This window comes from Halomonas sp. BDJS001 (assembly GCF_026104355.1).
In the GTDB taxonomy this organism is placed as follows: Bacteria; Pseudomonadota; Gammaproteobacteria; order Pseudomonadales; family Halomonadaceae; genus Vreelandella.
This window is the reverse complement of sequence record NZ_CP110535.1, coordinates 1,541,293-1,567,541: the sequence shown is the minus strand read 5'-3', so window position 1 is coordinate 1,567,541 and position 26,249 is coordinate 1,541,293. Positions and strand designations below refer to the sequence as shown.

21 protein-coding genes are annotated in these 26,249 nt (G+C 56.9%); 11 read left to right on the top strand and 10 right to left on the bottom strand.

Features of this window, described 5'->3' with window-relative positions:
- Window positions 1-79 precede the first annotated feature (79 nt).
- The 6 genes from OM794_RS07100 to OM794_RS07075 all read right to left on the bottom strand — a co-directional run bounded on the left by OM794_RS07100 (window position 80) and on the right by OM794_RS07075 (window position 5,943).
- Complete coding sequence (locus OM794_RS07100; RefSeq protein WP_226251116.1) at window positions 80-1,138, bottom strand: porin; 1,059 nt, start codon at window positions 1,136-1,138, stop codon at window positions 80-82.
- Between the two features lie 264 nt (window positions 1,139-1,402).
- Complete coding sequence (locus tag OM794_RS07095) at window positions 1,403-2,218, bottom strand: ProQ/FINO family protein (protein ID WP_226251115.1); 816 nt, start codon at window positions 2,216-2,218, stop codon at window positions 1,403-1,405.
- A gap of 20 nt (window positions 2,219-2,238) precedes the next feature.
- Window positions 2,239-2,778 (bottom strand): dihydrofolate reductase, encoded by a 540-nt coding sequence (locus tag OM794_RS07090; RefSeq protein WP_226251114.1) that lies wholly within the window; start codon window positions 2,776-2,778, stop codon window positions 2,239-2,241.
- Window positions 2,775-3,548 carry a thymidylate synthase gene (locus tag OM794_RS07085; protein ID WP_264167992.1) on the bottom strand — a complete coding sequence of 258 codons (774 nt, stop codon included), beginning with the start codon at window positions 3,546-3,548 and terminating at the stop codon, window positions 2,775-2,777. Before OM794_RS07085 ends, OM794_RS07090 begins: the two co-directional genes overlap by 4 nt.
- A 224-nt stretch (window positions 3,549-3,772) precedes the next feature.
- Window positions 3,773-4,567: a prolipoprotein diacylglyceryl transferase gene (lgt, locus tag OM794_RS07080; protein ID WP_226251112.1), complete on the bottom strand. Its 795-nt coding sequence runs from the start codon at window positions 4,565-4,567 to the stop codon at window positions 3,773-3,775.
- 152 nt (window positions 4,568-4,719) lie between these two features.
- Window positions 4,720-5,943 (bottom strand): response regulator, encoded by a 1,224-nt coding sequence (locus OM794_RS07075; RefSeq protein ID WP_226251111.1) that lies wholly within the window; start codon window positions 5,941-5,943, stop codon window positions 4,720-4,722.
- Between the two features lie 202 nt (window positions 5,944-6,145).
- Here OM794_RS07075 and OM794_RS07070 point away from each other — a divergent pair, with 202 nt between their 5' ends.
- A complete protein-coding gene (locus tag OM794_RS07070) occupies window positions 6,146-6,946 on the top strand; it encodes an NRDE family protein (protein ID WP_226251110.1) in 801 nt (266 codons plus the stop codon).
- A 26-nt stretch (window positions 6,947-6,972) separates the two neighbouring features.
- Here OM794_RS07070 and ptsP read toward each other — a convergent pair whose 3' ends face one another.
- Entirely contained in the window at window positions 6,973-9,234 is a 2,262-nt protein-coding gene (ptsP, locus tag OM794_RS07065) for a phosphoenolpyruvate--protein phosphotransferase (RefSeq protein ID WP_226251146.1), read from the bottom strand.
- A gap of 88 nt (window positions 9,235-9,322) precedes the next feature.
- Entirely contained in the window at window positions 9,323-9,814 is a 492-nt protein-coding gene (gene rppH, locus OM794_RS07060) for an RNA pyrophosphohydrolase (RefSeq protein WP_088701249.1), read from the bottom strand.
- Between the two features lie 226 nt (window positions 9,815-10,040).
- On the opposite strand from rppH, the gene OM794_RS07055 reads away from it, so the two are divergent.
- Window positions 10,041-10,697 (top strand): HAD family hydrolase, encoded by a 657-nt coding sequence (locus OM794_RS07055; RefSeq protein WP_088701248.1) that lies wholly within the window; start codon window positions 10,041-10,043, stop codon window positions 10,695-10,697.
- A gap of 526 nt (window positions 10,698-11,223) precedes the next feature.
- Here OM794_RS07055 and OM794_RS07050 read toward each other — a convergent pair.
- Window positions 11,224-12,198: a malate dehydrogenase gene (locus OM794_RS07050; protein WP_226251109.1), complete on the bottom strand. Its 975-nt coding sequence runs from the start codon at window positions 12,196-12,198 to the stop codon at window positions 11,224-11,226.
- 258 nt (window positions 12,199-12,456) lie between these two features.
- Between OM794_RS07050 and OM794_RS07045 the strand changes: the two genes are divergently transcribed.
- A complete protein-coding gene (locus tag OM794_RS07045; protein WP_226251108.1) occupies window positions 12,457-13,575 on the top strand; it encodes an efflux RND transporter periplasmic adaptor subunit in 1,119 nt (372 codons plus the stop codon).
- Window positions 13,559-16,630: an efflux RND transporter permease subunit gene (locus OM794_RS07040; RefSeq protein WP_226251107.1), complete on the top strand. Its 3,072-nt coding sequence runs from the start codon at window positions 13,559-13,561 to the stop codon at window positions 16,628-16,630. Before OM794_RS07045 ends, OM794_RS07040 begins: the two co-directional genes overlap by 17 nt.
- A 193-nt stretch (window positions 16,631-16,823) precedes the next feature.
- Here the strand turns inward: OM794_RS07040 and rsd are convergent, their stop codons facing one another.
- Complete coding sequence (gene rsd, locus OM794_RS07035; RefSeq protein ID WP_211593727.1) at window positions 16,824-17,312, bottom strand: sigma D regulator; 489 nt, start codon at window positions 17,310-17,312, stop codon at window positions 16,824-16,826.
- Between the two features lie 392 nt (window positions 17,313-17,704).
- Here rsd and OM794_RS07030 point away from each other — a divergent pair, with 392 nt between their 5' ends.
- The 7 genes from OM794_RS07030 (at window position 17,705) to OM794_RS07000 (ending at window position 26,216) form a co-directional block, all read left to right on the top strand.
- Window positions 17,705-19,990, top strand: coding sequence for a bifunctional salicylyl-CoA 5-hydroxylase/oxidoreductase (locus tag OM794_RS07030; protein WP_226251106.1), 2,286 nt, complete (start codon window positions 17,705-17,707; stop codon window positions 19,988-19,990).
- On the top strand, window positions 19,987-20,730 hold the full coding sequence (locus OM794_RS07025) for an SDR family NAD(P)-dependent oxidoreductase (RefSeq protein ID WP_226251105.1): 744 nt from the start codon (window positions 19,987-19,989) through the stop codon (window positions 20,728-20,730). Before OM794_RS07030 ends, OM794_RS07025 begins: the two co-directional genes overlap by 4 nt.
- Window positions 20,727-21,239 carry a MarR family winged helix-turn-helix transcriptional regulator gene (locus OM794_RS07020; protein WP_226251104.1) on the top strand — a complete coding sequence of 171 codons (513 nt, stop codon included), beginning with the start codon at window positions 20,727-20,729 and terminating at the stop codon, window positions 21,237-21,239. The genes OM794_RS07025 and OM794_RS07020 overlap by 4 nt, the downstream gene beginning before the upstream one ends.
- 24 nt (window positions 21,240-21,263) lie before the next feature.
- Complete coding sequence (locus tag OM794_RS07015; protein WP_226251103.1) at window positions 21,264-22,076, top strand: enoyl-CoA hydratase family protein; 813 nt, start codon at window positions 21,264-21,266, stop codon at window positions 22,074-22,076.
- Complete coding sequence (locus OM794_RS07010; RefSeq protein WP_226251102.1) at window positions 22,076-23,209, top strand: acyl-CoA dehydrogenase family protein; 1,134 nt, start codon at window positions 22,076-22,078, stop codon at window positions 23,207-23,209. The genes OM794_RS07015 and OM794_RS07010 overlap by 1 nt, the downstream gene beginning before the upstream one ends.
- A 126-nt stretch (window positions 23,210-23,335) precedes the next feature.
- Window positions 23,336-25,048, top strand: coding sequence for an AMP-binding protein (locus OM794_RS07005; protein ID WP_226251101.1), 1,713 nt, complete (start codon window positions 23,336-23,338; stop codon window positions 25,046-25,048).
- Between the two features lie 25 nt (window positions 25,049-25,073).
- On the top strand, window positions 25,074-26,216 hold the full coding sequence (locus OM794_RS07000; RefSeq protein WP_226251100.1) for an ABC transporter substrate-binding protein: 1,143 nt from the start codon (window positions 25,074-25,076) through the stop codon (window positions 26,214-26,216).
- Window positions 26,217-26,249 lie beyond the last annotated feature (33 nt).

Here is a 26,249-nt window from a genome sequence, read left to right as displayed (position 1 = left end):
AAAAAACCGGCCTCTAAGAGGCCGGTTCTATTGGTTCTGCTAGGCTGTTAACCCTTCAAGCGTGGTAGTTAAACCAGGCTTAGAAGTGGTAACGAGCGCCTGTCAGCCAGTATACGTCGTCGGTCAGGTCACCAAGGGTAACGTCACGATCAACAGTCGGCGCATCGCCGTCAGCCAGCTCTAGGAACACGTCGAAGCTGCTGGAAACTTTGTAGTAAGAACCAAGCGCCCATGCGTTGCTGTCGTCCAGACCAGCGTCACGATCTACGTTGTAGTAGTCAGCAGTGAACGCCCAAGGGCCAGTGGTGAAAGTACCACCCAGGCCGACTTTGTCGTAGCCGTTTTCGTCGTTTGCACCACGAAGCGCGTAGCTGTCGTTGTTGTCACGAGTTTCATAGCCCAGACGTGCAGAGAACTGGTCAGTGAAGTCGTAAGAACCGATCAAGCCGTACAGCACTTCGCCGTTACCGCCGCCACGCTGAACGTCATCAACGAAGCCAAGACCGATGGTGATCGGGCCTTGCGCATAACGTACGCCACCCTGCGCTGCAACAACTTCACCTTCAGAAGATTGCTGAGCTTCAGTCAGGCCGCGCTCGCTGTAGTGCTTAGCTTGCAGGTAAGCAGTGAAGCCGCTCAGGTCAGGCGTGTAGTAACCGATAGAGTCGCCACGAGACTGCTTCGGGTGACCAGCGAATTCAAAACCGCGGTCGATGTAAACATCGAACGGCAGTGAAACGAACTGGTTGTAGAAGCTGTCGAAGTTACCAGCCTGGAAGGTACCGAACTGGTCGCTTTGCAGACCGAGGTAGCTCTGACGGATTTCCGTGAAGCCAGATTCGGTGTAACGCTCGTCGCCACGGAAGCGCCACTCAAGACGACCGAAAGCAGTCAGGTCACGAGAAACTTCGTGGCTCATGCGCAGACCAAGACGTGAGAAAACGTCTACAAATTCAGCGCCGTCATCAATTTCTTCACCAGCGTTGTTGAATTCAGGGCCGCCACCAGCGATACCCATGGCGATACGACCATAGACGTCAAGCTTAGTGCCGTCCTGATCATAAACGGTTGCTGCTTGAGCTGCAGCAGAGGCACCCAGGGCGCCAACGATAGCAGTCGCTAAAAGTGTCTTTTTCATGATTTAAGTTCCTTAACTCGTATACTGTTTCGATCGTTGCTGCTCAGCTCTTAATAAGCTGGCAGTTGGCTTTTGCGGGCCATGCTCTTTTGCCATCCGCCGGTTTTTCCCGGTGGTATGCGGCATGTCCTCAACTAAGCCTTGTTATAGTCCAATGCTCGCAGAACAAACTCTATACTGGGATTCAAGGGAACGCAATAGAAAAAAACAGTGTTTTCTTACTATTTGTGCTTTTTAATGGAACCCACGGCTATAGACCTGGTCTCAGCGGCCTTTGAACTTCTGCTGCAAGTCTAACAATTTGTCTTCCAAGCTAAGCGGCTTACGTGGCTCAACTTTTTCTGCATTCGGCGCTATATCAGGCTGCTTAGGGGCTTCTCGGCGAGTGTTTTTAGCCGCAGACGCTGGTTTAGATTGTTTTGGTTGCGTTTTTTCTGGCTGCTTTGCTTCTTTTTGGTCACCGCGTTTTGCTGACGCATGAAGTGCCGCTTCTTTATCGACCTTGCCCGCAGGCTGGCCATCCAGATCTACCCGTTCGGCGCCCTCTCGCACGGCTTTTATATAGCGGGGAAGATTCACGTAGTTGGCCAAGGCGCGGCGAATCAACTTGCTGGGCCACTCTTCACGCTCTACAAGGTCTTGGTGAATACCTACTTTTAACGGTTTGGTATGCCCCTTGAAGAAAGCTTTGGGGTAACGCTCGTACCATTGGTTAAGAAGGGCATGCGGTGAAGGTGTTTTGGCCGCTTCATGGGTAGCCGATGATTCAGCTTTCTCTTCTGATGCTGTTTCTATTTCTGTTGCAGCGGGGGCTGTTTCCACTGGAGCAGCTTCATCAGGTGCACTCTTTTCAGGCGCCTCGACGTCGAGAGTATTTGTATCGAAAGCTGCTTCGCTGGGTGCATCAGCGTCTACTGCAGTGACGGGCTCCGGGCTTGGCACACTTTGCTCTTGGGCGTCTTGCTGCGCCAATTGCTGCTTTAGCCGCTGGTTTTCTTCACGCAGGGCTTGTAGCTCAGCTTGTGTGCGTTCCAGACGCGCTTCTAAATCATCTAACATGTTCATTAAGCTGGCGGCCATAGCCTTCTCCTTTGCCCTGTTCAGTCGGCGACGCGCTCGTAGACCACGAAATCATAGTTTGGCTGCCCTTCTGCTGGCTGCCCCGCTACGCGCTGCACTTCCTGCCACTCGCTGAGGTCGAAGTCAGGAAACGTTGCGTCGCCTTCTACGTCAATGTCCACTTCCGTTATGTACAGCCGTTGGGCAAAGGGTAACGCCTGGCGGTAAATTTCCCCGCCTCCCATTACCATGATCTCTTCTGCCGCTTCTATGGTGGCGTGCTGGTCGGCCAGCTCTAGCGCTGCGGGCAGATCGTGGCAAACGCGCACGCCTTCATGCGAAAACTCAGCGTTGCGGGTGACCACGACATTAAGCCGATTGGGCAGCGGCTTGCCAATGGAGGCGTAGGTTTTACGCCCCATGACCAGCGGTTTTGCCTGGGTCATACGCTTGAAGAACTTTAAATCTTCGGGCAGGTACCAGGGTAGCTTGCCGTCTACACCGATCACTCGATTTTTAGCCATCGCAACGATCATGGCCACTGGCACCAGGGAGTCGAAGGTATCTTTCTGCTGGCTCATACCGCTACCTCGGCTTTGATGTGCGGGTGCGCCTCGTAAGCGTCAATATGAATGTCTTCAAAGCGGAATGCGAACAGGTCATCTATCGCTGGGTTAAGCACCAGCTTAGGCGCTGCCTTGGGCGTGCGCGACAGCTGCTCTTTGGCCTGTTCAAGGTGGTTACTGTACAGGTGTGCGTCGCCTAGGGTGTGGATAAATTCACCCGGTTGCAGCCCGGTCACTTGGGCGACCATGGTCAGCAACAAGGCGTAGCTGGCAATATTGAATGGCACACCCAGGAAAATATCGGCGCTGCGCTGATATAGCTGGCACGACAGTTTTCCATTGGCGACGTAAAACTGGAACAGGCAGTGGCAAGGCGGAAGCTGCATGTCATCGACCTGGGCCGGGTTCCAGGCGGAGACAATCAGGCGGCGCGACTGTGGCGAGGTGCGAATTTGGTCAAGCACCTTGGCAATTTGGTCGACGCTGCCCCCTTTGGGGTCGGGCCAACTGCGCCACTGGTAGCCATAAACGGGGCCCAGGTCGCCGTTTTCATCTGCCCACTCGTCCCAAATCCTTACCCCGTTCTCTTTCAGATAGGCAATGTTGGTGTCGCCTTTCAGAAACCAGAGTAGTTCGTGAATGATAGAACGCAGGTGGAGTTTTTTGGTGGTCAATAGCGGAAAACCACGCGATAAATCGAAGCGCATTTGATGGCCAAACACGGAGCGCGTGCCAACCCCCGTGCGGTCGTGGCGGTCAACGCCATGCTCCAGAACGGTTTGCATCAAGTCTAAATAGGGTTGCTCAAGCGCGGGCGTTGGTGCAGTCACAGAATTTCCAAATTAACAGGCGATGTAGCGGTTTATTCTAGGCGCCCATAGCGGCCCGGTCTAGCGGTGCTGGCTGGTTAGCGTTATCCAGTTAACCCCGGCGCCGCTTCGCACTGCTCCCACGGGTGCGCCGTGGGCTTACCACCCGCTACGACAACCTTTGTTTACGGCGTTTTATCTTAGCTTGCGACTTTTACATCAACAGGCTGTGAGCGGGACCAGGCGATGATGACGAGGCCCAGCGCGATCATGGGGAGCGTTAGCAGCATACCCATGGTGACCCAGCCTAAGGCAATAAAGCCGATGTGGGCGTCGGGCATGCGGACAAATTCGACCATAAAGCGGAACACGCCATAGCAGACTAAGAATAGCCCGGATATAAAGCCCCGCGATGTCGGTTTGGCCGAGACCCACCAAAGAATTGCGAACAACACAACGCCTTCTAACAGCGCTTCATAAAGCGCTGACGGATGGCGTGGCTCAGGCCCCATGCCAGGAAACGGCATGCCCCAGGGTAGCGAGGTCACGCGGCCCGGTAGCTCATGGTTGATAAAGTTACCGATTCGTCCGGCGCCTAAGCCAATCGGCACTAACGGGGCGATAAAATCGGTGAGGGTTAAAAATGCCAGTTGCTTACGCCGGGCGAATATCCAGGCGGCAAGCAGTACACCGAGTAGGCCGCCATGGAAGCTCATGCCTCCATCCCACACGCGGAATATCCAGAGAGGGTCGGCTGTCCACTGCCCTAGCCCGTAAAACAGCGCATACCCTAGGCGCCCACCGGCGACGACACCGATCGCGCAGTAGAAGAGTAAATCACCGATGTCGTCATTATTGAGGCCAATCCGCGATGCGCGCCGACAGCCAAGCCACCAAGCTGCAACAAATCCCACTACGTACATCAGGCCATACCAATGGACTTGCAGCGGCCCCAAGGAGATAGCCACTGGGTCAATCGTCGGATAATTAATCATTTACACTCTCTAATGCTAACCAAAAAAATATCGGCGTCTGCTCACGTCAGTGGCACATAGCACCGCCACTATCGTCATACCATTACGCCGCCGCGAGCAGTACACCAATGTTACGAGTGCAATGATAAGTCTGCTTACTCAGAAAGCCACCTTTATCGCTCTTCAGGCGGTATTGTTTTAATCGCGCCAGGGAACCAGTGGGCAATCATATTAAGCAGTGTTTCGGGCTGATACGGTTTGGCGAGCAGGTCATCCATGCCGGCGGCCAGGCAGGCATCGCGCCCGGCATTGTCGGCGTTGGCGGTTAACGCGACCAGCACGCTTTGATTGCCGCCGTCACGATCACGCTCGTACTCACGCCAGCGCCGGGTGGTTTCAAGGCCATCCAGGGTGGGCATAAAGATATCCATGAACACCAAATCGAAGTTGGCGTTTTTTTGGCGCTCCAGCGCCTGCTCACCACTACTAACGCCCTCTACCTGCAGGCCTTGGGTTTCCAGCATCTGCCGGGCGAGCATCAAATTAACGGGACCATCGTCGACGACTAATACCCGTAAATTGCGCTGCAAAGCGGCGAGCGCGCCATCACTTCCCACCTCTCCCATCACACTACTTTTTCCAGGGCTTTGCCCATCGGTATCCTGTTGAATGAGGTTGGTCAACAGCGCGCGTATATCTGATACGTGCTCGTATACTTCCATGACATTTTGGCGGCAGTTATCGGTAATCTCTTTGTCCGCCATGGCGTTTAAATGGCCTAACAAGTTGTCGGTTTCATGTTGCAACAGCGTTAGATAGCCTGATTTCAAACGCGACTCTTCCCGTGCCCTTTCCCTTCCAGCCATCAAATGCTTGAGTTGGCGCTGTTGGTGTTGAAGGTCGTCCAGCAGGGTTTGCTCATGCTCCTGCCGGGAGTTCTTGGTGGCGGCGCTGGCTACTTGTGAGCAATGCATGCAGCGTTCAAGCCCGGCTAGCACTTCGTTAACGCTGGCCAACCGCTGAAGCGGTAGATGAGATTCGTTTGCGGCATCCGGTGGGGAGCATTTATGCTCGGGTAGTGCACGCGCGGCGGTGGTGCAGAGCGCTTGACTATGCCGTTCCAGTTCGCTGAGCTCTTGCATAAACCGTGCATCTTTATGCCGAGCGCGGGTTTTGACCAGCATGAGGAAGACGCTAACGTTCAAACTCGTGCCAATGAGCAGTGCCGACACCAACCACAGCATGGTGCTCCAGGAGGCACTGCTTGGCGACATCCACCACATCATGGCGCCAACCGTCAAACAAAGTACGACTAATGCTGCTTGTACAAGCAGGAGGGGCCACAGCAGAGGCCAAACAATGGCGTTCCAAAAGTGTTCCCTTTCATAGCGTTGCATGATCTCGCCTTCCTATTGGCCAAATGGCCGCTAATAACGTGACCGCTGTTTAAACCCCAGGCTACCTGCCAATACCCACACTCAACCGTGTGGCGTTTTATGCTACAAACATGATACTGATGTCAGTGTACGTCTACGCTTCGTTACTGTCATGCGGCTCTTGCGTTGAACGTTTTCCATCCTTTTCGCCTACGAGTTTGTTATGTGCTTAATATCGTTTGCTTGGCAACCCGGCACACCCACGCCTTTGCGGCTGATGGGTAACCGTGATGAGTTTTATGCGCGCCCCACCGCGCCGCTGGGTGAGTGGCAAGATAGCCGCGATGTTATTGGCGGGCGTGACCTGGAGGCGGGTGGATCGTGGCTGGCGGCCAAGCGTGGTGGCATCGTGGCCGCTTTAACCAATGTACGTGACCTACAACTAAGCGTGCCTGCCGGCGCCCCAAGCCGGGGTGAGCTGGTCGCCAATGCTTTGCAGAGTGACGATATCGAAGGGTGGCTGACCGCACTCAACGAGGGCGAGGCACTGCGCTACGCCGGGTTTAATTTATTGGTCGCGACGCCGCAGCGGCTTTGGCACCTTCACCGGGGCCGAGACCGTCTGGCTCTCAGCGAGGTCTCTCCCGGCGTGCATGGCCTCTCCAACGCTGACCTCAACTCACCCTGGCCAAAGCTTTTACAGGTTCGCGATGCGCTTGAGCAGAGTTTATTACCTGTAGCCACCTTGCAGACCTGGCCCAGCGCCGTGCAGCGCGCAATGCAAAATCCGCAACAAGCGGCTGATGAGGCGTTGCCGGATACCGGCGTGGGGCTTGAACTGGAGCGCCAGCTCTCGGCGGCGTTTATTGTTGGCGAACACTACGGCACCCGCGCCACCTCGTGGCTGACGATGGACAGCCAAGGACAAATCGAGATTACCGAGCAGCGCTTTGGGCCGCTGGGACGCTTTGAGGGTGAAACCACCCTGTCGCTGCCCAGCGGTTCGCTTGCATCAACGTCCTAGGCTACGCCTAAGATTTGCCTGAAAACCTAGTCACGGGGCGGCATGAGATGCGAAAGCTGCCACTCATCCATACGCTTTTCCAGGTGGCTATGTACCTGGGCAGGCGTATCCAGCTCCATCACTTCCTTAAGCAGTTGCTCGGCATCGCTAAACGGTACTCGGCGAATAGCCGCACGCACTTTGGGCAGGCTTGGCGCGTTCATGGAGAGGCTGGTAAAGCCCATGGCCATCAGCAGCAGGGCCCCCGCCGGGTCTCCGGCCAGCTCCCCGCAGAGTGAAATGGGTTTATTGAGCCGAGAAGCATCGTTGGCCAATTCCAGCAGCGCACCTAATAGCGCCGGGTGCATGGCGTCGTAGAGGCTGGAGACCCGGGGGTTGTTGCGATCCACTGCCAGCAAGTACTGGGTTAGGTCGTTGCTGCCTACGGAGAAGAAGTCAACTCGCTTCGACAGTGCATCCATTTGGTAGATAGTGGCCGGCACTTCAATCATCACGCCCACCTGTGGCCTGACAACCGTGATGCCCTCTTCGCCCAGCTCTAGAATGGCGCGATCAAGCAGACGCAGCGCTTCATCGACCTCTTCGACGTTGGTGATCATCGGGAAGAGGACGTAGAGGTTATCCAGATCAATGGAGGCTTTGAGCATGGCGCGCAGTTGCACCATCAATACCTCCGGATGATCCAGGGTGACACGCATCCCACGCCAACCAAGGAACGGATTGGCCTCTTCAATGGGGAAATAGGGCAGGTCTTTGTCACCGCCGATATCCAGTGTGCGCATGACCACCGGCAACGGGGCAAAGCCTTCAAGCTGCTCACGATACAGCTTGGTTTGCTCTTTTTCGCCGGGGAAGCGTTCGGTAATCATAAATGGCACTTCGGTTCGGTAGAGCCCCACCCCACCAATACGACTTTTCAGCAGCGCGGTGGCATCTACCGCTAAGCCGGTATTGACCATAAGCGGCATGGTGCGGCCGTCGGGCGTGGCGCTGGGCAGATCCTGCTCGTGCTCAAGCAGTTCGCTGAGCGCCTCTTCTTCGGCGATCAGACTCTCATAACGTGCCGTAAGTTCAGGCGCCGGGCGTACAAACAGGCGGCCACGGTGGCCGTCCAGCACCACCGGCGCACCGCCCAGGCGTGGCAGCGGTAAGTCCACCATGCCCAGCACGGTTGGAATGCCCATGGCGCGAGCGACGATTGCCACGTGAGACGTGCTGGAGCCGCGCACTGAGACCAGCCCTTTAAGCTTCTCGCGGGGCACCTCGCCCAGCATTGCCACACTAATTTCATCGCCGACCAAAATGGCGTTATCGGGATAGGTTTCCGGCGTTGATGGCGTATCTTCCTGTAGATGCGCCAGTACCCGGCGGCCCAGGTCGCGAATATCCGCCGCCCGCTCGCGCAGGTAGTTATCGTCCACCCGCTCTAGGTACTGGACGTGACGGCGCACTACGTCGGCCAAGGCGCCGGGCGCCCACTGGCCTTCGCGAATACGTTTCTCCACCTCATCGGCCAGCGCGGCTTCGCCAAGCATCTGCTGGTATACATCAAACAGCGCCAGCTCCTGGGCGGAGATACGGCTTGCCAAGCGCTCGGCCGCGGCGCGAATTTCGCTGCGGGTTTTGCCAATGGCCTCCTTTAAGCGCGCCACCTCGTAATCTTGATCGCTTGGAATGAGATCAGGCACGCTATTAAGGTCGGAGGGAGGAGTAATGACCACCGCCTCCCCCATGGCCATACCTGGGGAGGCCGCAACGCCTTTAAACATTGCCTGACCACCAGCAAGCGCCGGGCGCAGCAGGTTGCCTGTCGCTAATGCGTGGGCTAGCACTCCCGCCAATTGCGCTGCCATGGTTACCAGGAAGGCTTCATCTTCATCATCGTAGCGGCGCTTTTCGGCTTGCTGGACAACCAACACGCCCAGCATATGGCGCTGATGAATAATCGGCACACCCAGAAAACTGGAGTAGCGCTCCTCTCCGGTCGCTTCAAAATAGCGGAACTGCGGGTGGGTCTGGGCGTCCTCGAGGTTAAGCGGCTCGCTGCGCTTGGCCACCAAGCCCACCAGGCCTTCGCCTAGCGGCAGTACGACGCGCCCAACTGCTTGAGTGCGCAGACCGATGGTCTCCATCAATACCAGCGACTCAAGCTCCTTGTCGTACAGGTAGAAGGAGCACACGTCGGTCTGCATCGCTTTACGAATTCGGCGTACCATCGTGGACAGCGCGGCGTCGAGGGTGCGCGCGCCATTCACCTCCTGAATCACCCGGCGCAGCACCTCAAGCATGGACGATTTACTTTTCACTATTATTTGCCTCGCTGAGGAATTTCCTGGCAAACTGCCGCCGCCCTAGGTTGAGCAGCGGCGCGTTGCCCTAATCTTCATCCTGTGCCAAGCGCTGAACGCGGGGAGATAGCTCTCGCAGCGCGCGCCGATATACCTCTCGCTTGAAAGGCACTACCTGCCCTAGCGGGTACCAGTAGCTCACCCACCGCCACCCATCGAATTCGGGGGTTGGGGTTGCCGTCATGCAGATTTGGCTTTCCTGGCAACGGATTTTAAGTAAAAACCACTTCTGCTTCTGGCCTATACAGACCGGACGCGAATGTGTGCGAATCATACGTCGTGGCAGACGGTAGCGTAGCCAGCCCCGGGTGCAGGCAACAATATCAACATCGTCGGCGGTTAAGCCGATCTCTTCGTAAAGCTCACGAAAAAGTGCTTGTTGTGGCGTCTCGCTTGCATTGATGCCCCCCTGGGGAAATTGCCACGCATTTTGTCCTACCCGACGTGCCCAAAGCAGTTGCCCCTGGCTATTGGCAATGATGATGCCAACATTGGGGCGAAAGCCGTCAGCGTCGATCACGGACTTCACCTTATAAATTTTCAGTTGTCCCCATTTTTCCACAAGGGAGACAAGCGTATCAATACAATATAACGCTAAGTCATGAATGGTGACTTGGTATTGGCCTGAGTGCTGGTGGGAATGGTCGGGCGACTCTGCGATAATCCGCGTCCGCTATTTGCCTTACTAGCGTCTTTGACAGCACTACTGTCCTTCAACTTTCACTGACTAAAAAAAGGGGAGCGCCGTGAGTCTGGCCATTTTCGATTTGGATAATACGCTGCTATCCATCGATAGCGATCATGCCTGGGGCGAGTTTCTACTCGAACAAGGGGCCGTCGATCCGATCGCTTACCGGGAAGCCAATGAGCGTTTTATGGCCGATTACAACGCGGGCACCCTGGATATGGCGGCGTTTTTGGAAATGGCACTTAAGCCACTGGCCGACAACTCTCCTGAGCAGCTTTCTGCGTGGCACCAGCAGTTTATGGTTAGCAAAATCGAGCCAAATATCCTGCCTAAAGCCGAAGAACTACTGGCACGTCACCGCACCAAAGGCGACACACTGCTGATTATCACCGCCACCAACCGTTTTATTACTGCACCGATTGCCGAACGCCTGGGAGTGGATCACTTAATCGCGGTGAATCCGGAGGTCAAGAATGGCCGCTACACAGGGCGCGTGTCGGGCATTCCCAGCTACCGCGAAGGCAAAGTCACTCGTTTGGAAAAGTGGTTGGAAGATCAAGACCTGACCATGGAAGGCGCGTGGTTTTACAGTGACTCGCACAATGATTTGCCGCTGCTGGAAATAGTCGAGCACCCCGTCGCCGTCGACCCCGATGACACCCTGCGCGAAATCGCCAAAGAGCGCCAGTGGCGGATTATGAGTTTGCGGGATTGAGTTTGTGAAGGCGAACCCCGGCACCGCTTCGCGCTGCTTCCGCGGGTGCGCTTCGCTTACCACGCGCTACTAAATCTCGCAGGCACATGAAGGTGGGGATTCCAAGGACATGTGCACGTTATGCAAATGGCCGTGGCACGTTATCATGCCACCGAAATCGGGTGACTGTCGTAGCGCGTGGTAACGAGAAAGCGAGTTCAGCGAGCGTTTCGAGGCACCCGCGGGAGGCGGCGGGACGACGCCCAGTGGTACCCAACCAACCCTGCCGGCACGAGCCAACCCCGGCACCGCTCCGCGCTGCTTTCGCGGGTGCGCTTCGCTTACCACGCGCTACTAAATCTCGCAGGCACATGAGGGTAGGGATTCCAAGGGCGTGTGCACGCTATGCAAATGGCCGTGGTACCCCACAACAACCTCTGCACCGTTGCATGCTGCTCAATCTCACCCAATAAAAAACCCCACAAGCTAAGCTTGCGGGGTTTTGGCGTTGGCTGCTGCTTCAATAGCACAGCGCCAGTAAGCGTGTTTAGCCGAGCAGGTGCTCGACGGCTGCACGCTCTTCGCGCAGTTCTTTCTCGGTGGCTTTCATCTTCTCTTGGCTGAATTCGTCAAGCTCAAAACCTTGAACGATTTCATACTTGCCACCCTGGCAACGCACTGGGTAGGAGTAGATGATGCCTTCTTCGATGCCGTAGCTGCCGTCAGACGGGATCGCCATGCTGACGATGCCTTTGGAACCCAGCGCCCAGTCGTGCATGTGGTCGATGGCGGAAGAAGCAGCAGAAGCGGCTGAAGAGGCGCCACGTGCTTTGATGATCGCCGCGCCGCGCTGCTGCACGGTGGGGATGAAGTCATTTTCGTACCAGTCGCGCTCGACCAGATCAAAAGCGGCTTTGCCGTCGACTTTGCACTGGGCCAGATCCGGGTACTGGGTGGCACTGTGGTTGCCCCAGATGATCATGTTTTCAACGTCAGTGACGTGCTTGCCGGTTTTCTGTGCCAGCTGGGTCAGGGCGCGGTTGTGATCCAGGCGCGTCATGGCGGTAAACTGGCCAGCGTCCAGATCCGGCGCGTTGCAGGAAGCAATCAACGCGTTGGTGTTGGCCGGGTTACCGACCACCAGCACTTTCACGTCACGGCTTGCGTGGTCGTTCAGCGCTTTACCTTGCACGGAGAAGATCGCGGCGTTGGCTTCCAGCAGGTCTTTACGCTCCATGCCCGGGCCGCGCGGACGCGCGCCTACCAGCAGAGCGAAGTCGACGTCTTTGAAAGCGGTGTTCGGGTCATCGGTGGCAACGATGTCTTGCACCAGCGGGAAGGCACAGTCGTTAACTTCCATCACCACGCCGTTCAGGGCGTCCATTGCCTGGGGAATTTCCAGCAGCTGGAGAATGACGGGTTGATCCGGCCCCAGCATGTCGCCAGCGGCGATGCGGAAAATGAGAGAGTAGCTGATTTGACCGGCGCCGCCGGTAATCGCAATACGTACTGGATCTTTCATCATTGCTCCTTGATTGGTTCGCCTAGGGATGGTTCTCGCCTGAGGGTGGCTTAACAGAACTCAAGACGCAAAGATGGTATGCCCAGCCGGACAAAAACTCAATCAGACATGAGACTACTTGCTATTTAACACACCTATCCGGTGATACACGTACGATCCACCCAATGGCGTGCCACTCGCTGAAAAGGTCGAGTTGCGCTATGGTATCTTCGGTTTTATGCCCTCCTTTACTTGTTTTGCTAAGGACATGGACGCTCCATGCGAAAAATTCCGTTCTCTTATGCCTTGGCTAGCCTGCTGGTGCTGGCACTGGTGATATGGCTCGCTTTTGGCAATTTTCAGCGCTTTCAAACGACGCCCCCAGACGCCCCCACAAGCAATGAAGCAGGCTCGCGGGTAGAAATTGTCGTTCAGCAGAGCACCCCGTTTATTCCTCAGCAACTTGTCCAGGGCCAGCTGACGGCAGAGCGCGAAACCACCCTGCGCGCCAATGTAGCGGGCTTTGTGGCGGAGAAGCCGGTCGCCCAAGGCAGCCGTGTGAATGCAGGCGATACGCTGCTAGTGCTGGATAACGACGCCCTGCCCGAGCAGTTGCAGCAGGCCCGCGATGAGCTGGCGGTAGCCGAGGCAGAGTATGCCGGGGCACGCAATCTGCGCCAGCGGGAACTGATCTCCCAGCCGGAGCTCCTGCGCTTGCAGAGTGCCCTAAGCGCCAGCGCCGCTTCAGTGGCACGACTGCAGAAGCAACTGGACGACAGCCGCCCCACCGCGCCATTTGATGGCGTACTAAACCGCGTTCAGGTAGAGCTAGGCGATCTGCTGCAGCCCGGTGAGGAGTGGGGTCAGTTGGTGGATGACCGGCGTCTGAAAGGTGCCGCCTGGGTCTCCCAGCAACAGGTGGGGGATTTAAGCGTGGGATTGCCGGTGACCGCCCGGCTGCTGAATGGTGACCATTTAGAGGGGGAGCTAACCTTTATCAGCCACCGCGCTGAAGAGGCAACACGTAGCTTCTATATAGAAGCCACGCTGGATAACCCGGCCGGTAAACACTTGGCGGGCGGCAGCGCTGAATTGACCATTACCCTGCCGCCCCGTCAGGTGCATACCCTTTCGCCCGCACTGCTGAGTTTGAACAGCGAAGGAGAGCTGGCGGTCAAGCATCTGGATGATAACGATCAGGTACAGCAGACCGCTGTTGAACTCGTTAGCGCCGATATCCAACGCGCCTATGTCACCGGCCTGCCTGATCCGCTGCGTTTGATTACGCTGGGCGCCGGTATGGTAGACACCGGCGAAACGGTCACACCGGTGCCCGTTGAGGAAGCCATCATTTCGCAGCCGGCGGAACAGGATAGCGTGCATGCGCCAGTTGATTAATGCGGCGCTAGCCCATACCCGTACGACGTTACTACTGTTGGTGAGCCTTCTACTGGCGGGTATCGCTGCCTGGCAGGTGATTCCTAAAGAGGCCAACCCCGACGTCACCATCCCGATGATTTATGTCTCGCTGTCGCTGGAAGGCGTTAGCCCCGAAGATGGCGAGCGGCTATTGATCCGCCCCATGGAGCAGGAGCTGCGCGGTATTGAGGGGCTGCGTAAATTTACCGCCCAATCCAGCGAGGGGCATGGCTCGATCACGCTGGAGTTCGACCCTGGCTTTGATCCGGATACCGCGCTAACCGATGTCCGCGACCGTGTGGACATTGCCCGCAGCGAGCTGCCTTCGGAAGCCGATGAGCCTCGCGTAATGGAGGTCAACGTCTCAGAATTTCCGGTATTAACGATTGGCCTCTCCGGGCAATTGGATACCCGTGAACGCATGACCATTGCCCGACGCTTGCAGGAGGAGATTGAGGGCATCGCCGATGTGCTGGAAGTCGACATTGCCGGTGAGCGGGAAGACCTGCTGGAAATTGTCGTCGATCCACTGGTACTGGAGAGCTATGGCGTCGATTTTGACGCGCTGTTTAATCAGGTATCGCGCAATAACCGCTTGGTAGCCGCAGGCAGTCTGGATACCGGCGCCGGACGTCTGGCGTTAAAAGTCCCCGGCATTATTGAGTCCCTTGAGGACGTCATGAATATGCCGGTCAAGGTCGATGAGGATCGCGTGGTCACCTTTGGCGATGTGGCGTGGATTCACCCCACCTATAAAGAGCCGGAGGGCTTTGCCCGCATTGATGACCAGCCAGCGGTGGTGCTGGAAGTTTCCAAACGTGCTGGCGCCAATATCATCGCCACCATTGGCGCTGTCCGTGAGCGCTTGGCGGAAGCTGATGACTTGCTCCCTGAACAGCTCCGCTTCACGACCATTCTGGATGAGTCGACCACCGTTGAGAATATGCTTTCTGAACTACTCAACAACGTACTGACCGCCGTGGTGCTGGTACTGATTGTGGTGGTTGCGGTGATGGGCTGGCGCATGGCGCTGCTGGTAGGGCTGACCATTCCTGGGGCCTTTTTAACCGGTATCCTGCTGGTGTGGGCATTTGGCTTTACGCTCAATATTGTGGTGTTGTTCGCGCTGATTCTGGTGGCGGGAATGCTGGTTGACGGTGCCATCGTGGTCAGTGAACTTGCCGACCGCCATTTGCGGGATGGTCAAACGTCTCACGAAGCGTGGTTTAACGCTGCCTCCCGCATGAGCTGGCCCGTCATTGCCTCGACGGCCACTACGCTGGCGGTGTTTATTCCTCTGCTGTTCTGGCCCGGCGTGGTCGGCCAATTTATGAAGTACCTGCCCGCCACGGTCATTTTGTGCCTGCTGGCGTCGCTTGCCATGGCGCTGGTATTTTTGCCCACACTGGGGCGCTTGTTTACCCGCAGCGATGCCAAGCAATCGAGTGCCCATCATGACGACGCCACAACTGCCTTTGGCCGCGGCTACCGCCACCTGCTGTCACGGCTACTGATGCACCCGGCCTGGGTTCTACTGGTAACGGTACTACTCATGGCACTGCTGTATACCGGCTATGCCCGTTTCAATCATGGTGTCGACTTTTTTCCTAATGTGGAGCCCGATAGCGCTCAAGTATTGGTGCGTGCCCGGGGCGACTTTTCCGCCGTGGAAACCGATGCCATTGTGCAGCGAGTAGAAGCCAAACTGTCTGGCATGAGCGAGGTGCGGGCGCTGTATGCACGCTCATTTGCCGTGCCTAACGAGCAGATGGGTAACGATGTGATTGGCATGCTGCAGTTCCAGTTTATCGACTGGCATGAGCGCCGCCCTGCCCAGGCCATTTTGGATGATATGGCCGAGCGCGCAGGAGACATTCCCGGCATCACGCTGGAGTTTCAGGAGCAGGAGATGGGCCCCGGCGGCGGTAAACCGATCGTACTCGAAGTGAGCGCCACTAACCCCGACGTCGCCGATGCGGGCGTGAACCAGCTAACCCAACTAATGCGCGAGCTGGGCGGCTTTACTGATATTCAGGATAACCGCAGCCTACCCGGCGTGGAGTGGCAGGTTAACGTGGATCGGGAGGCCGCGGCGCGAATGGGAACCGATGTGACGACCATTGGTAGCGCGGTACAGTTGCTCACCACCGGCCTTCAGGTGGCGAGCTATCGCCCGCCGGAAGTGAGCGATGAAGTGGATATCCGCGTACGTCTGCCAGAAAATTGGCGCTCGCTGGATCAGCTTGAGCGGCTGACCATCAATACCCAGCGGGGTCAGGTGCCGATCTCACATTTTGTGACCCTGGAACCAGCCCCTAAAGTGGGTACGCTGAACCGCATTGATGGTCGCCGGGCGATTACCATTGATGCCGATCTTGCCCCCGGTTACCTCGCCGATGAGCGACTCGGCGCCCTGATGGTGGCGGGAAGCGGCAGCCTGCCTGACGGTCTGATGGTCAATGTGGCGGGCGAGCAGGAGGATCAGCAGGAGTCGATGCAATTCTTAGCCAGTGCCTTCTTGATTGCTATCGGCTTGATGGCGCTGATTCTGGTCACTCAGTTCAATAGCTTCTATCAAGCGGGCCTGGTGCTCTCGGCGATTGTATTCTCCACCGCGGGGGTTTTGATGGGGCTACTGATTACCGGCCAGGCTTTCGGCATTGTGATGGTGGGCATGGGCGTGATTGCTCTGGCAGGTATTGTGGTCAATAACAATATCGTGTTGATCGATACCTACAACGAGCTGCGCGGTCAGGGTATGACGCCCGGCGAGGCGGCGCTTGAAGCAGGCTGCCTGCGTCTTCGCCCGGTGCTGTTGACGGCGATTACCACGGTGCTGGGATTGATGCCCATGGTACTGGGGATCAATGTAGACCTCTTCACCCCTGCCCTGGGCTTTAACGCCCCCTCCGCCCAGTGGTGGACACAGATGTCGAGCGCCATCGCCGGCGGGCTCACCTTCGCCACCGCGCTTACGCTGCTGCTTACGCCTTGTATGTTGGTAATAGGCGGAAAGTTACGGCGTTATAGGTAAATGGTGAGGTGTGAGGTGTGAGGTGTGAGGTGTGAATCGATTATTGGTCATCCGCCGGTTTATGTGCACGCGTGATTTAGTAGCGCGGCGTAAGCGTCAGCGCACCCGCGGGAGCAGCGCGCAGCGGTGCTGGGAGTTGGATCAATCATCAAGAGGCAAAGGCGCCGTTTGGCGGCGCCTGTTTCATAAGGTCTCAAGCGGGGGCTTTGTTATGCTGCGGGCTGTGGGCGGCGTGTAGACGTGCAATCAACTGGTCTTCCAGCGCGAAGCGTTCGGTAAGCCCGCGGGCTAGGCGGTCGATCCAGGCAGGCAGCCGGGCGATATTTTGCTCGCAGCTGAGCGTGGAGCCAAAATCGGTATCAAACTCCAACACCATCTCGGTGGACATTTCTAAACGCTCAAGCAGTTTAGCAGCGATCGCCAGCGCGCTTTCATCCTCAAAGGCTTTCGCCTCTTCCGACAGCTGGGGATAAATCTCAAAGTGGCCCGCGCTGATGTAGTCCATTAACTTTTCACTGAAGGTATCGATAGGCGCTTTGCTAACGGCTTCCAGCTCAGCATCGCACGCTTCCTTTAGCTCGATAAAGCTAATCAATAGCTGACGACGCTGATCCAACCAGCGGTCGATCAACGTGTGCACGCCACCCCAGCGCTCCAGGGCATTTTTGCAATCTTCGAGCATGGGGCTTTCTCCTTAAAACTCACCTTTTGACTACGCAACATTAACTGCGCAACTGTCGACTCTGTATAGCCGCTTAAAACAACAATAGGCCTAGGTTCGCGCCTCCTCCCACCTCTGTCAATCCCAGCGGGTACGGTTTCTTTGGTACTTATCATTCGCCGCTCATAGCGCCTTTGAGGACGCCGCATAAACACTGACCTCCAACGGCGAGCGCCTTAATAATTTTAACTATATTTATGTTCATTTCTTCTGATAGCTACTGTGAGTAAAGGCGACGACAGCCCCGAAAAGGCTTCTGAAAATATATTTTAAACTTAAACATTTTAAGCTTGAATTTTATACCTACCTCTCCTATCTTCAAAACAGAGTGTATTTTCCCGTGGAGAAAAATAATGAGAATCGCCTGCCTGGGTGGAGGGCCTGCCGGCCTCTATTTTGCTATCAGCATGAAGCTGCAGAATCCCTCTCACGAGATGGTGGTCATTGAGCGCAATCGTGCAGACGATACCTTTGGCTGGGGCGTGGTGCTGTCAGACGAAACCTTGGATAACCTGGCGGCGAATGACCCGGTTAGCGCAGAGCGTATTCGTGAACATTTCGCCTATTGGGATGACATTGCCGTCGTTCATAAAGGCGTAAAGACGGTCTCCACCGGCCACGGCTTTTGCGGCATTGGTCGTCGCCAACTGCTAATTCTGCTCCAAGAGCGCGCTCGGGAACTGGGCGTTGAGATGCGCTTTGAAACCGATGTAACGGAAGTCTCCATTGAGCAGTACCGACATGAGTATGACCTGGTACTGGCCGCCGATGGACTGAACTCCCGTACCCGCCAAACCTATGCCGAACATTTCAAGCCCGATATTGACGTGCGTGCATGCAAGTTCGTTTGGCTGGGCACACACCAGACTTTCAACGACGCCTTTACCTTTATTTTCGAGAAGACCGAGCACGGCTGGGTGTGGGCTCATGCGTATCAGTTCGATAAGGATACGGCGACCTTTATCGTCGAGTGCAGTGAGGCCACCTGGCAGGCGTTTGGCTTTGGCGAAATGAACCAACAGGAATCAATCACGGTTTGCGAGCGCATCTTTGCCAAGCATCTTGATGGTCATGCCTTGATGACCAACGCCAACCATATCCGCGGCTCGGCGTGGATCAACTTTCCACGAGTGCTTTGCGAGCGCTGGAGCTATGAGAACGTGGTGCTGATGGGCGATGCTGCCGCCACCGCCCACTTTTCGATTGGTTCAGGCTCCAAACTCGCCCTGGAAAGCGCAATCTCGCTGGCTAACATGCTACACAGTGAGCCCAGCATGGAAGCCGCCATCGCCCGCTACGAAGAGGAGCGCCGTTTCGAAGTGCTACGTTTACAGTCGGCGGCGCGCAACTCCACTGAGTGGTTTGAGCAGGTGGAGCGCTACCTGGATCTCGACCCGGTGCAGTTTAACTACTCCTTACTGACCCGCTCCCAGCGCATTAGCCACGAAAACTTACGGGTGCGCGACCCAGTGTGGCTGGAGAGCGCCGAACGCTGGTTTCAAACCCAGGCGGGTAATTCGGGCAGCGCCCGCGCACCTATGTTTGCGCCCTATCGGTTGCGTGATTTGACGCTGGTTAATCGCGTGGTGTTCTCGCCCATGGCCCAGTATAAAGCTGTCGATGGCTGCCCTACCGATTGGCACTTTAGCCACTACGCCGAGCGGGCCAAAGGCGGGGCGGGACTGGTGTATACCGAAATGACCTGCGTGAGCCCCACCGGGCGGATCACCCCCGGCTGCCCAGGACTGTATGCTCCAGAGCATGAAGCAGCGTGGAAGCGGCTATGTGATTTCGTGCATACGGAAACCAACGCCAAGCTGTGCGCCCAAATCGGCCACTCAGGAGCAAAAGGCTCTACTCAACTGGGCTGGCAGGAGATGGATGCCCCGCTTGCTGAGGGTAACTGGCCGATAATGGCAGCCTCTAATATGCCCTGGTCAGCGCGCAATCAAGTGCCCAAGGCCATGGATCGGCACGATATGGATCGTGTCCGCGATGAATTTGTCAGCGCGGCGCAGATGGCTGACCGGGCAGGCTTCGATATGATCGAGATTCACGCCGCCCACGGCTACCTGCTCTCTTCATTCATTACTCCTCTAACCAATCATCGTGACGATGAGTATGGTGGCTCGCTGGAGAACCGCCTGCGCTACCCGCTTGAGGTGATCAATGCCGTACGCCTTGCCTGGCCCGCCCACAAGCCGCTTTCGGTGCGTATTTCTGCCAACGACTGGTGTGGCGATGAAGGTATCACCCCCGACGATGCAGTGAAGATCGCTAAACGGCTGCGGGATGCGGAGGTGGATATCGTTGATGTCTCTGCCGGACAAACCTCGACCCAGGCCAAACCGGTGTATGGGCGTATGTTCCAAACGCCCTTCTCTGACCGGATCCGTAACGAAGCAGCGATTGCCACCATGGCGGTGGGCAATATCTATCAGGCCGACCATGTGAACTCGATTCTGATGGCTGGGCGTGCTGACTTGGTCTGCATTGCCCGCCCCCACCTGGCCGATCCTTACTGGACGCTGCACGTTGCCGCCGGCTTGGGTGATCGGGAGGTAGAGTGGCCCGCCCCCTACCGGGCAGGCGCGGATCAGTTGCAGCGCCTGGCTGAACGTGGCGAGGGGTGGGTATGACGCAGCTCACAGATAAGCGCGTGGTGATTACCGGCGGTGGCAGCGGTATCGGTGCCGATATGGCCATGGCCTTTGCCGAAGCAGGCGCCAGGGTCACGATTACCGGACGTCGGGAAGTTGCCCTTCAAGCGGTGGCAGATCAGCACCGTCAGCTTGATTTTGCTGTGGTCGACGTTACCGATGAGGCTGCCATGGTGGCGCTGTTCGAAAGAATTGGCAGGGTCGACATCGTTATCGCCAACGCAGGCGCCGCCGAGAGCGCGCCTTTTGGCAAGACCTCGTGTGAGCAGTGGCAGCGTATGCTCAACGTTAATTTAAGCGGCGTATTTTTAACCCTGCGTGAAGGCTTAAAGCAGTTGAACGATGGCGGACGGATGATCGCCGTAGCCTCTACCGCTGGCCTTAAAGGCTACGCCTATGTGGGCGCTTACTGCGCGGCTAAACATGGCGTGGTGGGGTTGGTGCGTTCGCTGGCGGCTGAAACAGCCACACGCAATATTACCGTTAATGCACTCTGCCCCGGTTTTACCGATACGCCGCTATTGGCTGCCAGCGTCGACAATATTATGGCGAAAACCGGCCAGTCCGCCGAACAGGCGACCTCTCACTTTCAATCTACCAACCCCACCGGGCGCTTAGTGACGCCCGCCGAGGTGACCGCTACTGCCCTATGGCTATGCGGCCCTAACAGCGGCGCGATTAACGGCCAAGCCATCTCAATCTCAGGGGGTGAGGTATGAAGGCGGAAAGTTTGGATAAAAATAGTTTGGATAAAAATAGTTTGGATAAACATAGTTTGGGTAAACATAGCTTAAGCAAGGAGCGCCTGCGCCTATGGCTGCGCATGCTGCGGGTTACCCGCCAGGTGGAGTCGGAACTGCGAGAACGCTTGCGTACTGAGCACGACTCGACGCTGCCGCGCTTTGATGTAATGGCCGCCCTGTATGCCGCTGAGGAGGGTTTGAAAATGAACGAGCTCTCCAAACGGCTGCGGGTTTCCAACGGCAACGTCACCGGGATTATCGATCGCCTGGTGGAGGATGGCGCCGTGGAGCGCATAGCCATTGAGGGCGATCGCCGCGCCACGCGGGTCTGCCTAACCGTCGCGGGGAGAGAAACCTTTAGAGGCATGGCCGTTGAGCATGAGCGCTGGATCAATGCGCTATTTGAGGGGGTGAGCGAAGAGGACGCCCACCATATCGGCGAGTTGCTCCACCGTTTACCCGCTTCTCCTAGCGATGCCCATTAATCACCGACAGGCGAGAACAACAATATGAAGAGTATGGCTGGCTTAACCCCCGAGCACTTTATCTGGAAAATGCGAGGCGGAGTCGCCGTTATTCGGCTCAATCGCCCAGAGCGTAAAAACCCGCTGACCTTTGAGAGCTACGCCGAGCTGCGCGATACCTTTCGTGATTTAGCCTACGCCTCCGATGTGCACGCCGTGGTGTTTACCTCCAACGGCGAGAACTTCTGCTCCGGCGGCGATGTGCATGAAATTATCGGCCCCTTGGTGGGCAGGGATATGAAGGGCCTGCTCGAATTCACCCGCATGACCGGGGAGCTGGTCAAAGCCATGCTCAACTGCGGCAAGCCGATAATTGCCGCCGTGGACGGCATCTGCGTAGGCGCCGGGGCAATTATCGCCATGTCTTCGGATATTCGCATTGCCACTCCCCGCGCCAGCACGGCGTTTCTGTTTACCCGGGTGGGTTTGGCGGGCTGCGATATGGGTGCCTGCGCCATGCTGCCGCGCATTATCGGCCAGGGCCGTGCCGCCGACCTGCTCTACAGTGGGCGCAGCATGAGCGCGGCAGAGGGCCTGCAGTGGGGCTTTTACAATCGGGTGGTCGAACCAGACGCCCTTGAAGAGGATGCCATCGCCTACGCTACCCGGCTGGCTAACGGCCCCACCTTTGCCCACAGCATTACCAAAACCCAGTTAAACCAGGAGTGGTCCATGAGCCTGGAGCAGGCCATTGAATCGGAGGCCCAGGCCCAGGCGATCTGTATGCAAACCAACGATTTTGCACGCGCCTACCACGCCTTTGTAGCCAAACAAACACCTGAGTTTAAGGGGGACTAATGAGCGACAAAAGCTTTCTAGCCTGGCCCTTCTTTGAGGCTAAACATCGCGAGCTTTCAGAGCAGCTCGAAGCGTGGTGCCGCACTGAACTTCCCCGCGACCACAGCGACGTGGATGCCACCTGTATTCAACTGGTACGCGATCTAGGCAAGGCCGGTTTTTTGGAAGGCACTGCGGGCGAGCATATCGATGTGCGCAGCCTCTGCCTGATTCGTGAAACCCTGGCCCGCCATGATGGTCTGGCCGATTTTTCGTTTGCCATGCAGGGGCTAGGCACCGGTGCTATCAGCCTATACGGCAGCGATGAGCAGAAGCAGTGGCTGGACAGAACCCGCAGTGGTGAAGCCCTTTCCGCCTTTGCCCTGAGCGAACCCCGCTCTGGCTCCGACGTGGCCCAACTGGATACTACCGCCGAGCGCGACGGCGACAGCTACCGTTTGAATGGCGAAAAAACCTGGATCTCTAACGGCGGCATTGCCGATGTCTACACCGTCTTCGCCCGTACCGGTGAAGGCCCTGGCGCCAAAGGGCTTTCGGCTTTTTTGGTACCCGCTGACACGCCTGGGATGGAGATTCGTGAACGTCTGGAGTCGGTGGCGCCCCACCCGCTAGCACGGCTGGGCTTTAACGATATGGTGCTGCCTGCCAGCGCCTTGATTGGCCAACCGGGCCAGGGCTTTCGGATTGCCATGTCAGTGCTGGACGTTTTCCGCTCCACGGTCGGCGCCGCCGCGCTGGGATTCGCCCGCCGTGCACTGGAGGAGTCGCTTTCCCGCAGCCGCTCTCGTGAGCTGTTTGGCGCCACCCTCTCCGATCTGCAAATGGTGCAGGGTCACTTGGCCGATATGGCGCTCAATGTGGATGCCGCCGCCCTGCTGGTATATCGCGCTGCCTGGACGAAAGATCAAGGCGCTGAACGGGTCACTCGCGAAGCCGCGATGGCCAAACTGTTTGCCACCGATCAGGCCCAACAGGTGATCGACCAGGCGGTACAACTCCACGGCGGTGACGGCGTTCGTAAGGGTCACATCATCGAAAGCCTCTACCGGGAAATTCGCGCGCTGCGTATTTATGAAGGCGCGTCCGACGTCCAGAAAGTGGTCATCGCCCGCAGCATGCTCGCGGAGGAGTAAGTAGTAAAAAGCCGTATAGCAAGTCACCAAAACAATAAAACACAACGCCAGACACCGTATCCCTGCCCGCGCCTCATTTGAGCCTTGGGCAGGAATAAACAACGACACCAAATACGGAGATTGGTCATGTACATCCAGTCGGCTCATGCTGATACTTTTGCGCGGGAAAACCTGCCACCCACTGATGGTCAGCCTGAGTTTCTACTCTCGGGCTACGATTATCCTGAGCGACTTAACGCAGGCGTTGAGTTATGCGATCGACTGCTCGACCAGGGGCACGGCGAACGCATTGCCCTGGCGGGCAACGGCCGACAGCGCACTTACCTGGAACTCACCGAGTGGACCAACCGCCTTGCCCATGTGCTGGTGGAAGACCTGGGAGTCATTCCCGGCCAACGGGTGCTGATTCGTTCGGCCAATAACCCCGCCATGGTGGCCTGCTGGCTGGCCGCTACGAAAGCGGGCGCTGTCGTGGTCAACACCATGCCCATGCTGCGCACTAAAGAGTTATGCCAGGTAATCGATAAAGCTGAAGTCAGCCTTGCTCTCTGTGATACCCGCCTGCTTGATGAACTGAGTGAATGCCAGACGTTAAGCCCAACCCTCACGCGTATTGTGGGCTTTGATGGCACCGCCAATCATGATGCAGAACTTGACCGCCTGGCACTGGGCAAACCCGCTACCTTTGATGCCGTGGATACCGCTGCCGATGATGTAGCGCTGCTGGGGTTTACCTCGGGCACCACCGGTTCACCCAAAGCCACCATGCATTTTCACCGCGACCTATTAGTGATTGCCGATGGCTACGCCAAGGAAGTGCTGCAGGTAACACCCGAGGATATCTTCGTCGGTTCGCCACCGCTGGCGTTCACCTTTGGCCTGGGTGGGCTGGCGATCTTTCCGCTGCGCTTCGGCGCTACCGCTGTACTGCTCGAACACGCCTCCCCGCCCAATATGATGGACATTATCCGCGAGTATCAGGCCACGGTGGTGTTTACCGCCCCCACGGCTTACCGGGCGATGCTTTCCGCGCCCACACGCCATGAGGATTTAAGCAGCCTACGCGTGGCGGTTTCCGCTGGCGAAACGTTGCCCGCTCCGATTTATCATGACTGGATCAAGCAAACCGGCACCCCCATCCTCGACGGGATCGGCGCCACTGAAATGCTGCATATCTTTATCTCCAACCGGCTGGATGACCATCTCCCCAGCTGTACCGGCAAACCGGTGAGCGGTTACGAAGCACGAATCGTTGATGACGAGATGAATGATGTTCCTCACGGCACGGTGGGTAAGCTTGCCGTGCGCGGCCCCACCGGCTGCCGCTATTTGGCCGATAAGCGCCAGCAAAAGTATGTGATTGATGGCTGGAATATCACCGGCGACGCGTTTTATCAGGACGAAGAGGGCTACTTCCATTTCGCCGCCCGCAACGACGATATGATTGTCTCGGCAGGCTACAACATCGCGGGCCCTGAAGTGGAAGCAGCGCTGCTGGCCCACCCCGCCGTTAAAGAGTGCGCAGTGATAGGCGCACCAAGCGAAGAGCGCGGCCAAATTGTCGAGGCTTTTGTTGTTCTAAACGATGGTTTTCAGCAAGATGAAGAGTGTCAGCAAATGTTGCAGGACTTCGTGAAGCAGACCATCGCGCCGTATAAGTACCCTCGCTCCATACGTTTTATCGAGGCGCTACCTAAAACAACCACGGGTAAGGTTCAGCGCTTTCGGCTGAGCCAGGAACATTACCCGAGCGCTGGCTCTCCTTGCATCAATGTGAATAGCACTAGCATCAACAGCACCAAAACTAATAGCACCAACGTATGCCCCTCTAAGCAATAAACGATTAAAAAATGAGGAATGATCCATGAAAATGATATCCCGCTTTGGCCTTGGCTTACTGCTCTCCTCCAGCCTGGCAACGGCTCATGCCGACGACGTTAAGATCGGTATGATCACCACCCTTTCTGGCGGCGGTTCACATCTAGGTGTGGACGTTCGCGATGGCTTTATGCTGGCGCTTGAGCAGTCGGGCCGCGACGATGTGGAAGTGCTGATTCAAGATGACGCCAACCGCCCGGATCTGGCCCGCAGTCTGGCCAATGAGTTTATGCAGCGCGATGAGGTGGACATCCTGACCGGTATCATATGGTCCAACCTGGCCATGGCGGTGGTGCCCTCTGTGACGCGCCAGGGCACTTTCTATCTCTCCCCCAATGCTGGCCCTTCCGATCTAGCCGGACGCATGTGCCACGAGAATTACTTCAACGTGGCGTATCAAAACGACAACCTGCACGGCGCCATGGGCGCCTATATGCGTGAAGAGGGGTATGAGCGACCGATTATCATGGCCCCCAACTACCCCGCAGGCACCGATGCGTTAGCGGGCTTTAAGCACCTTTATGAAGGGGAGGTGGTCGATGAGCTTTACACCCAAATGGGCCAAACTGACTACGCCGCTGAAATTGCCCAGATTCGCGCCAGCGATGCCGATAGCCTGTTCTTCTTCCTGCCCGGCGGTATGGGCATCTCCTTTATGAAGCAGTGGGAGAGCTCCGGCGTTGATATGCCGATCTTTGGTGCCGCCTTCTCGTTTGACGAAATTCTTATCAAAGCGGTAGGCAGTGCCGCCATTGGCGCACGCAATACCTCGCTGTGGGCTTACGATTTGGAAAATGAGGCCAATGAGCGCTTTGTCGAGGGCTTCCGGGAAGCTTATGACCGCACTCCTACCCTGTATGCAGCGCAAGGATACGACACCGCCAACCTGATCCTTAGCGCGCTTGAAACCGCCCACCCCGATGACAAAGACGCTTTCCGTGAAGCGCTGCGGGCCGCCGACTTTGATAGCGTGCGCGGTGAGTTCCGCTTTGGCCCTAACCACCACCCTATTCAGGACATCTACGTACGTGAAGTCGTGGAGGGTGACGATGGCGAGCCCACCAATCGTCTGATCGGTGTCGCTGTTGAAGATATCCAAGACGTCTACTTCGAACAGTGCCAGATGTAATGTCGCCGTGGCTGGGTGTCATCACCCAGCCTT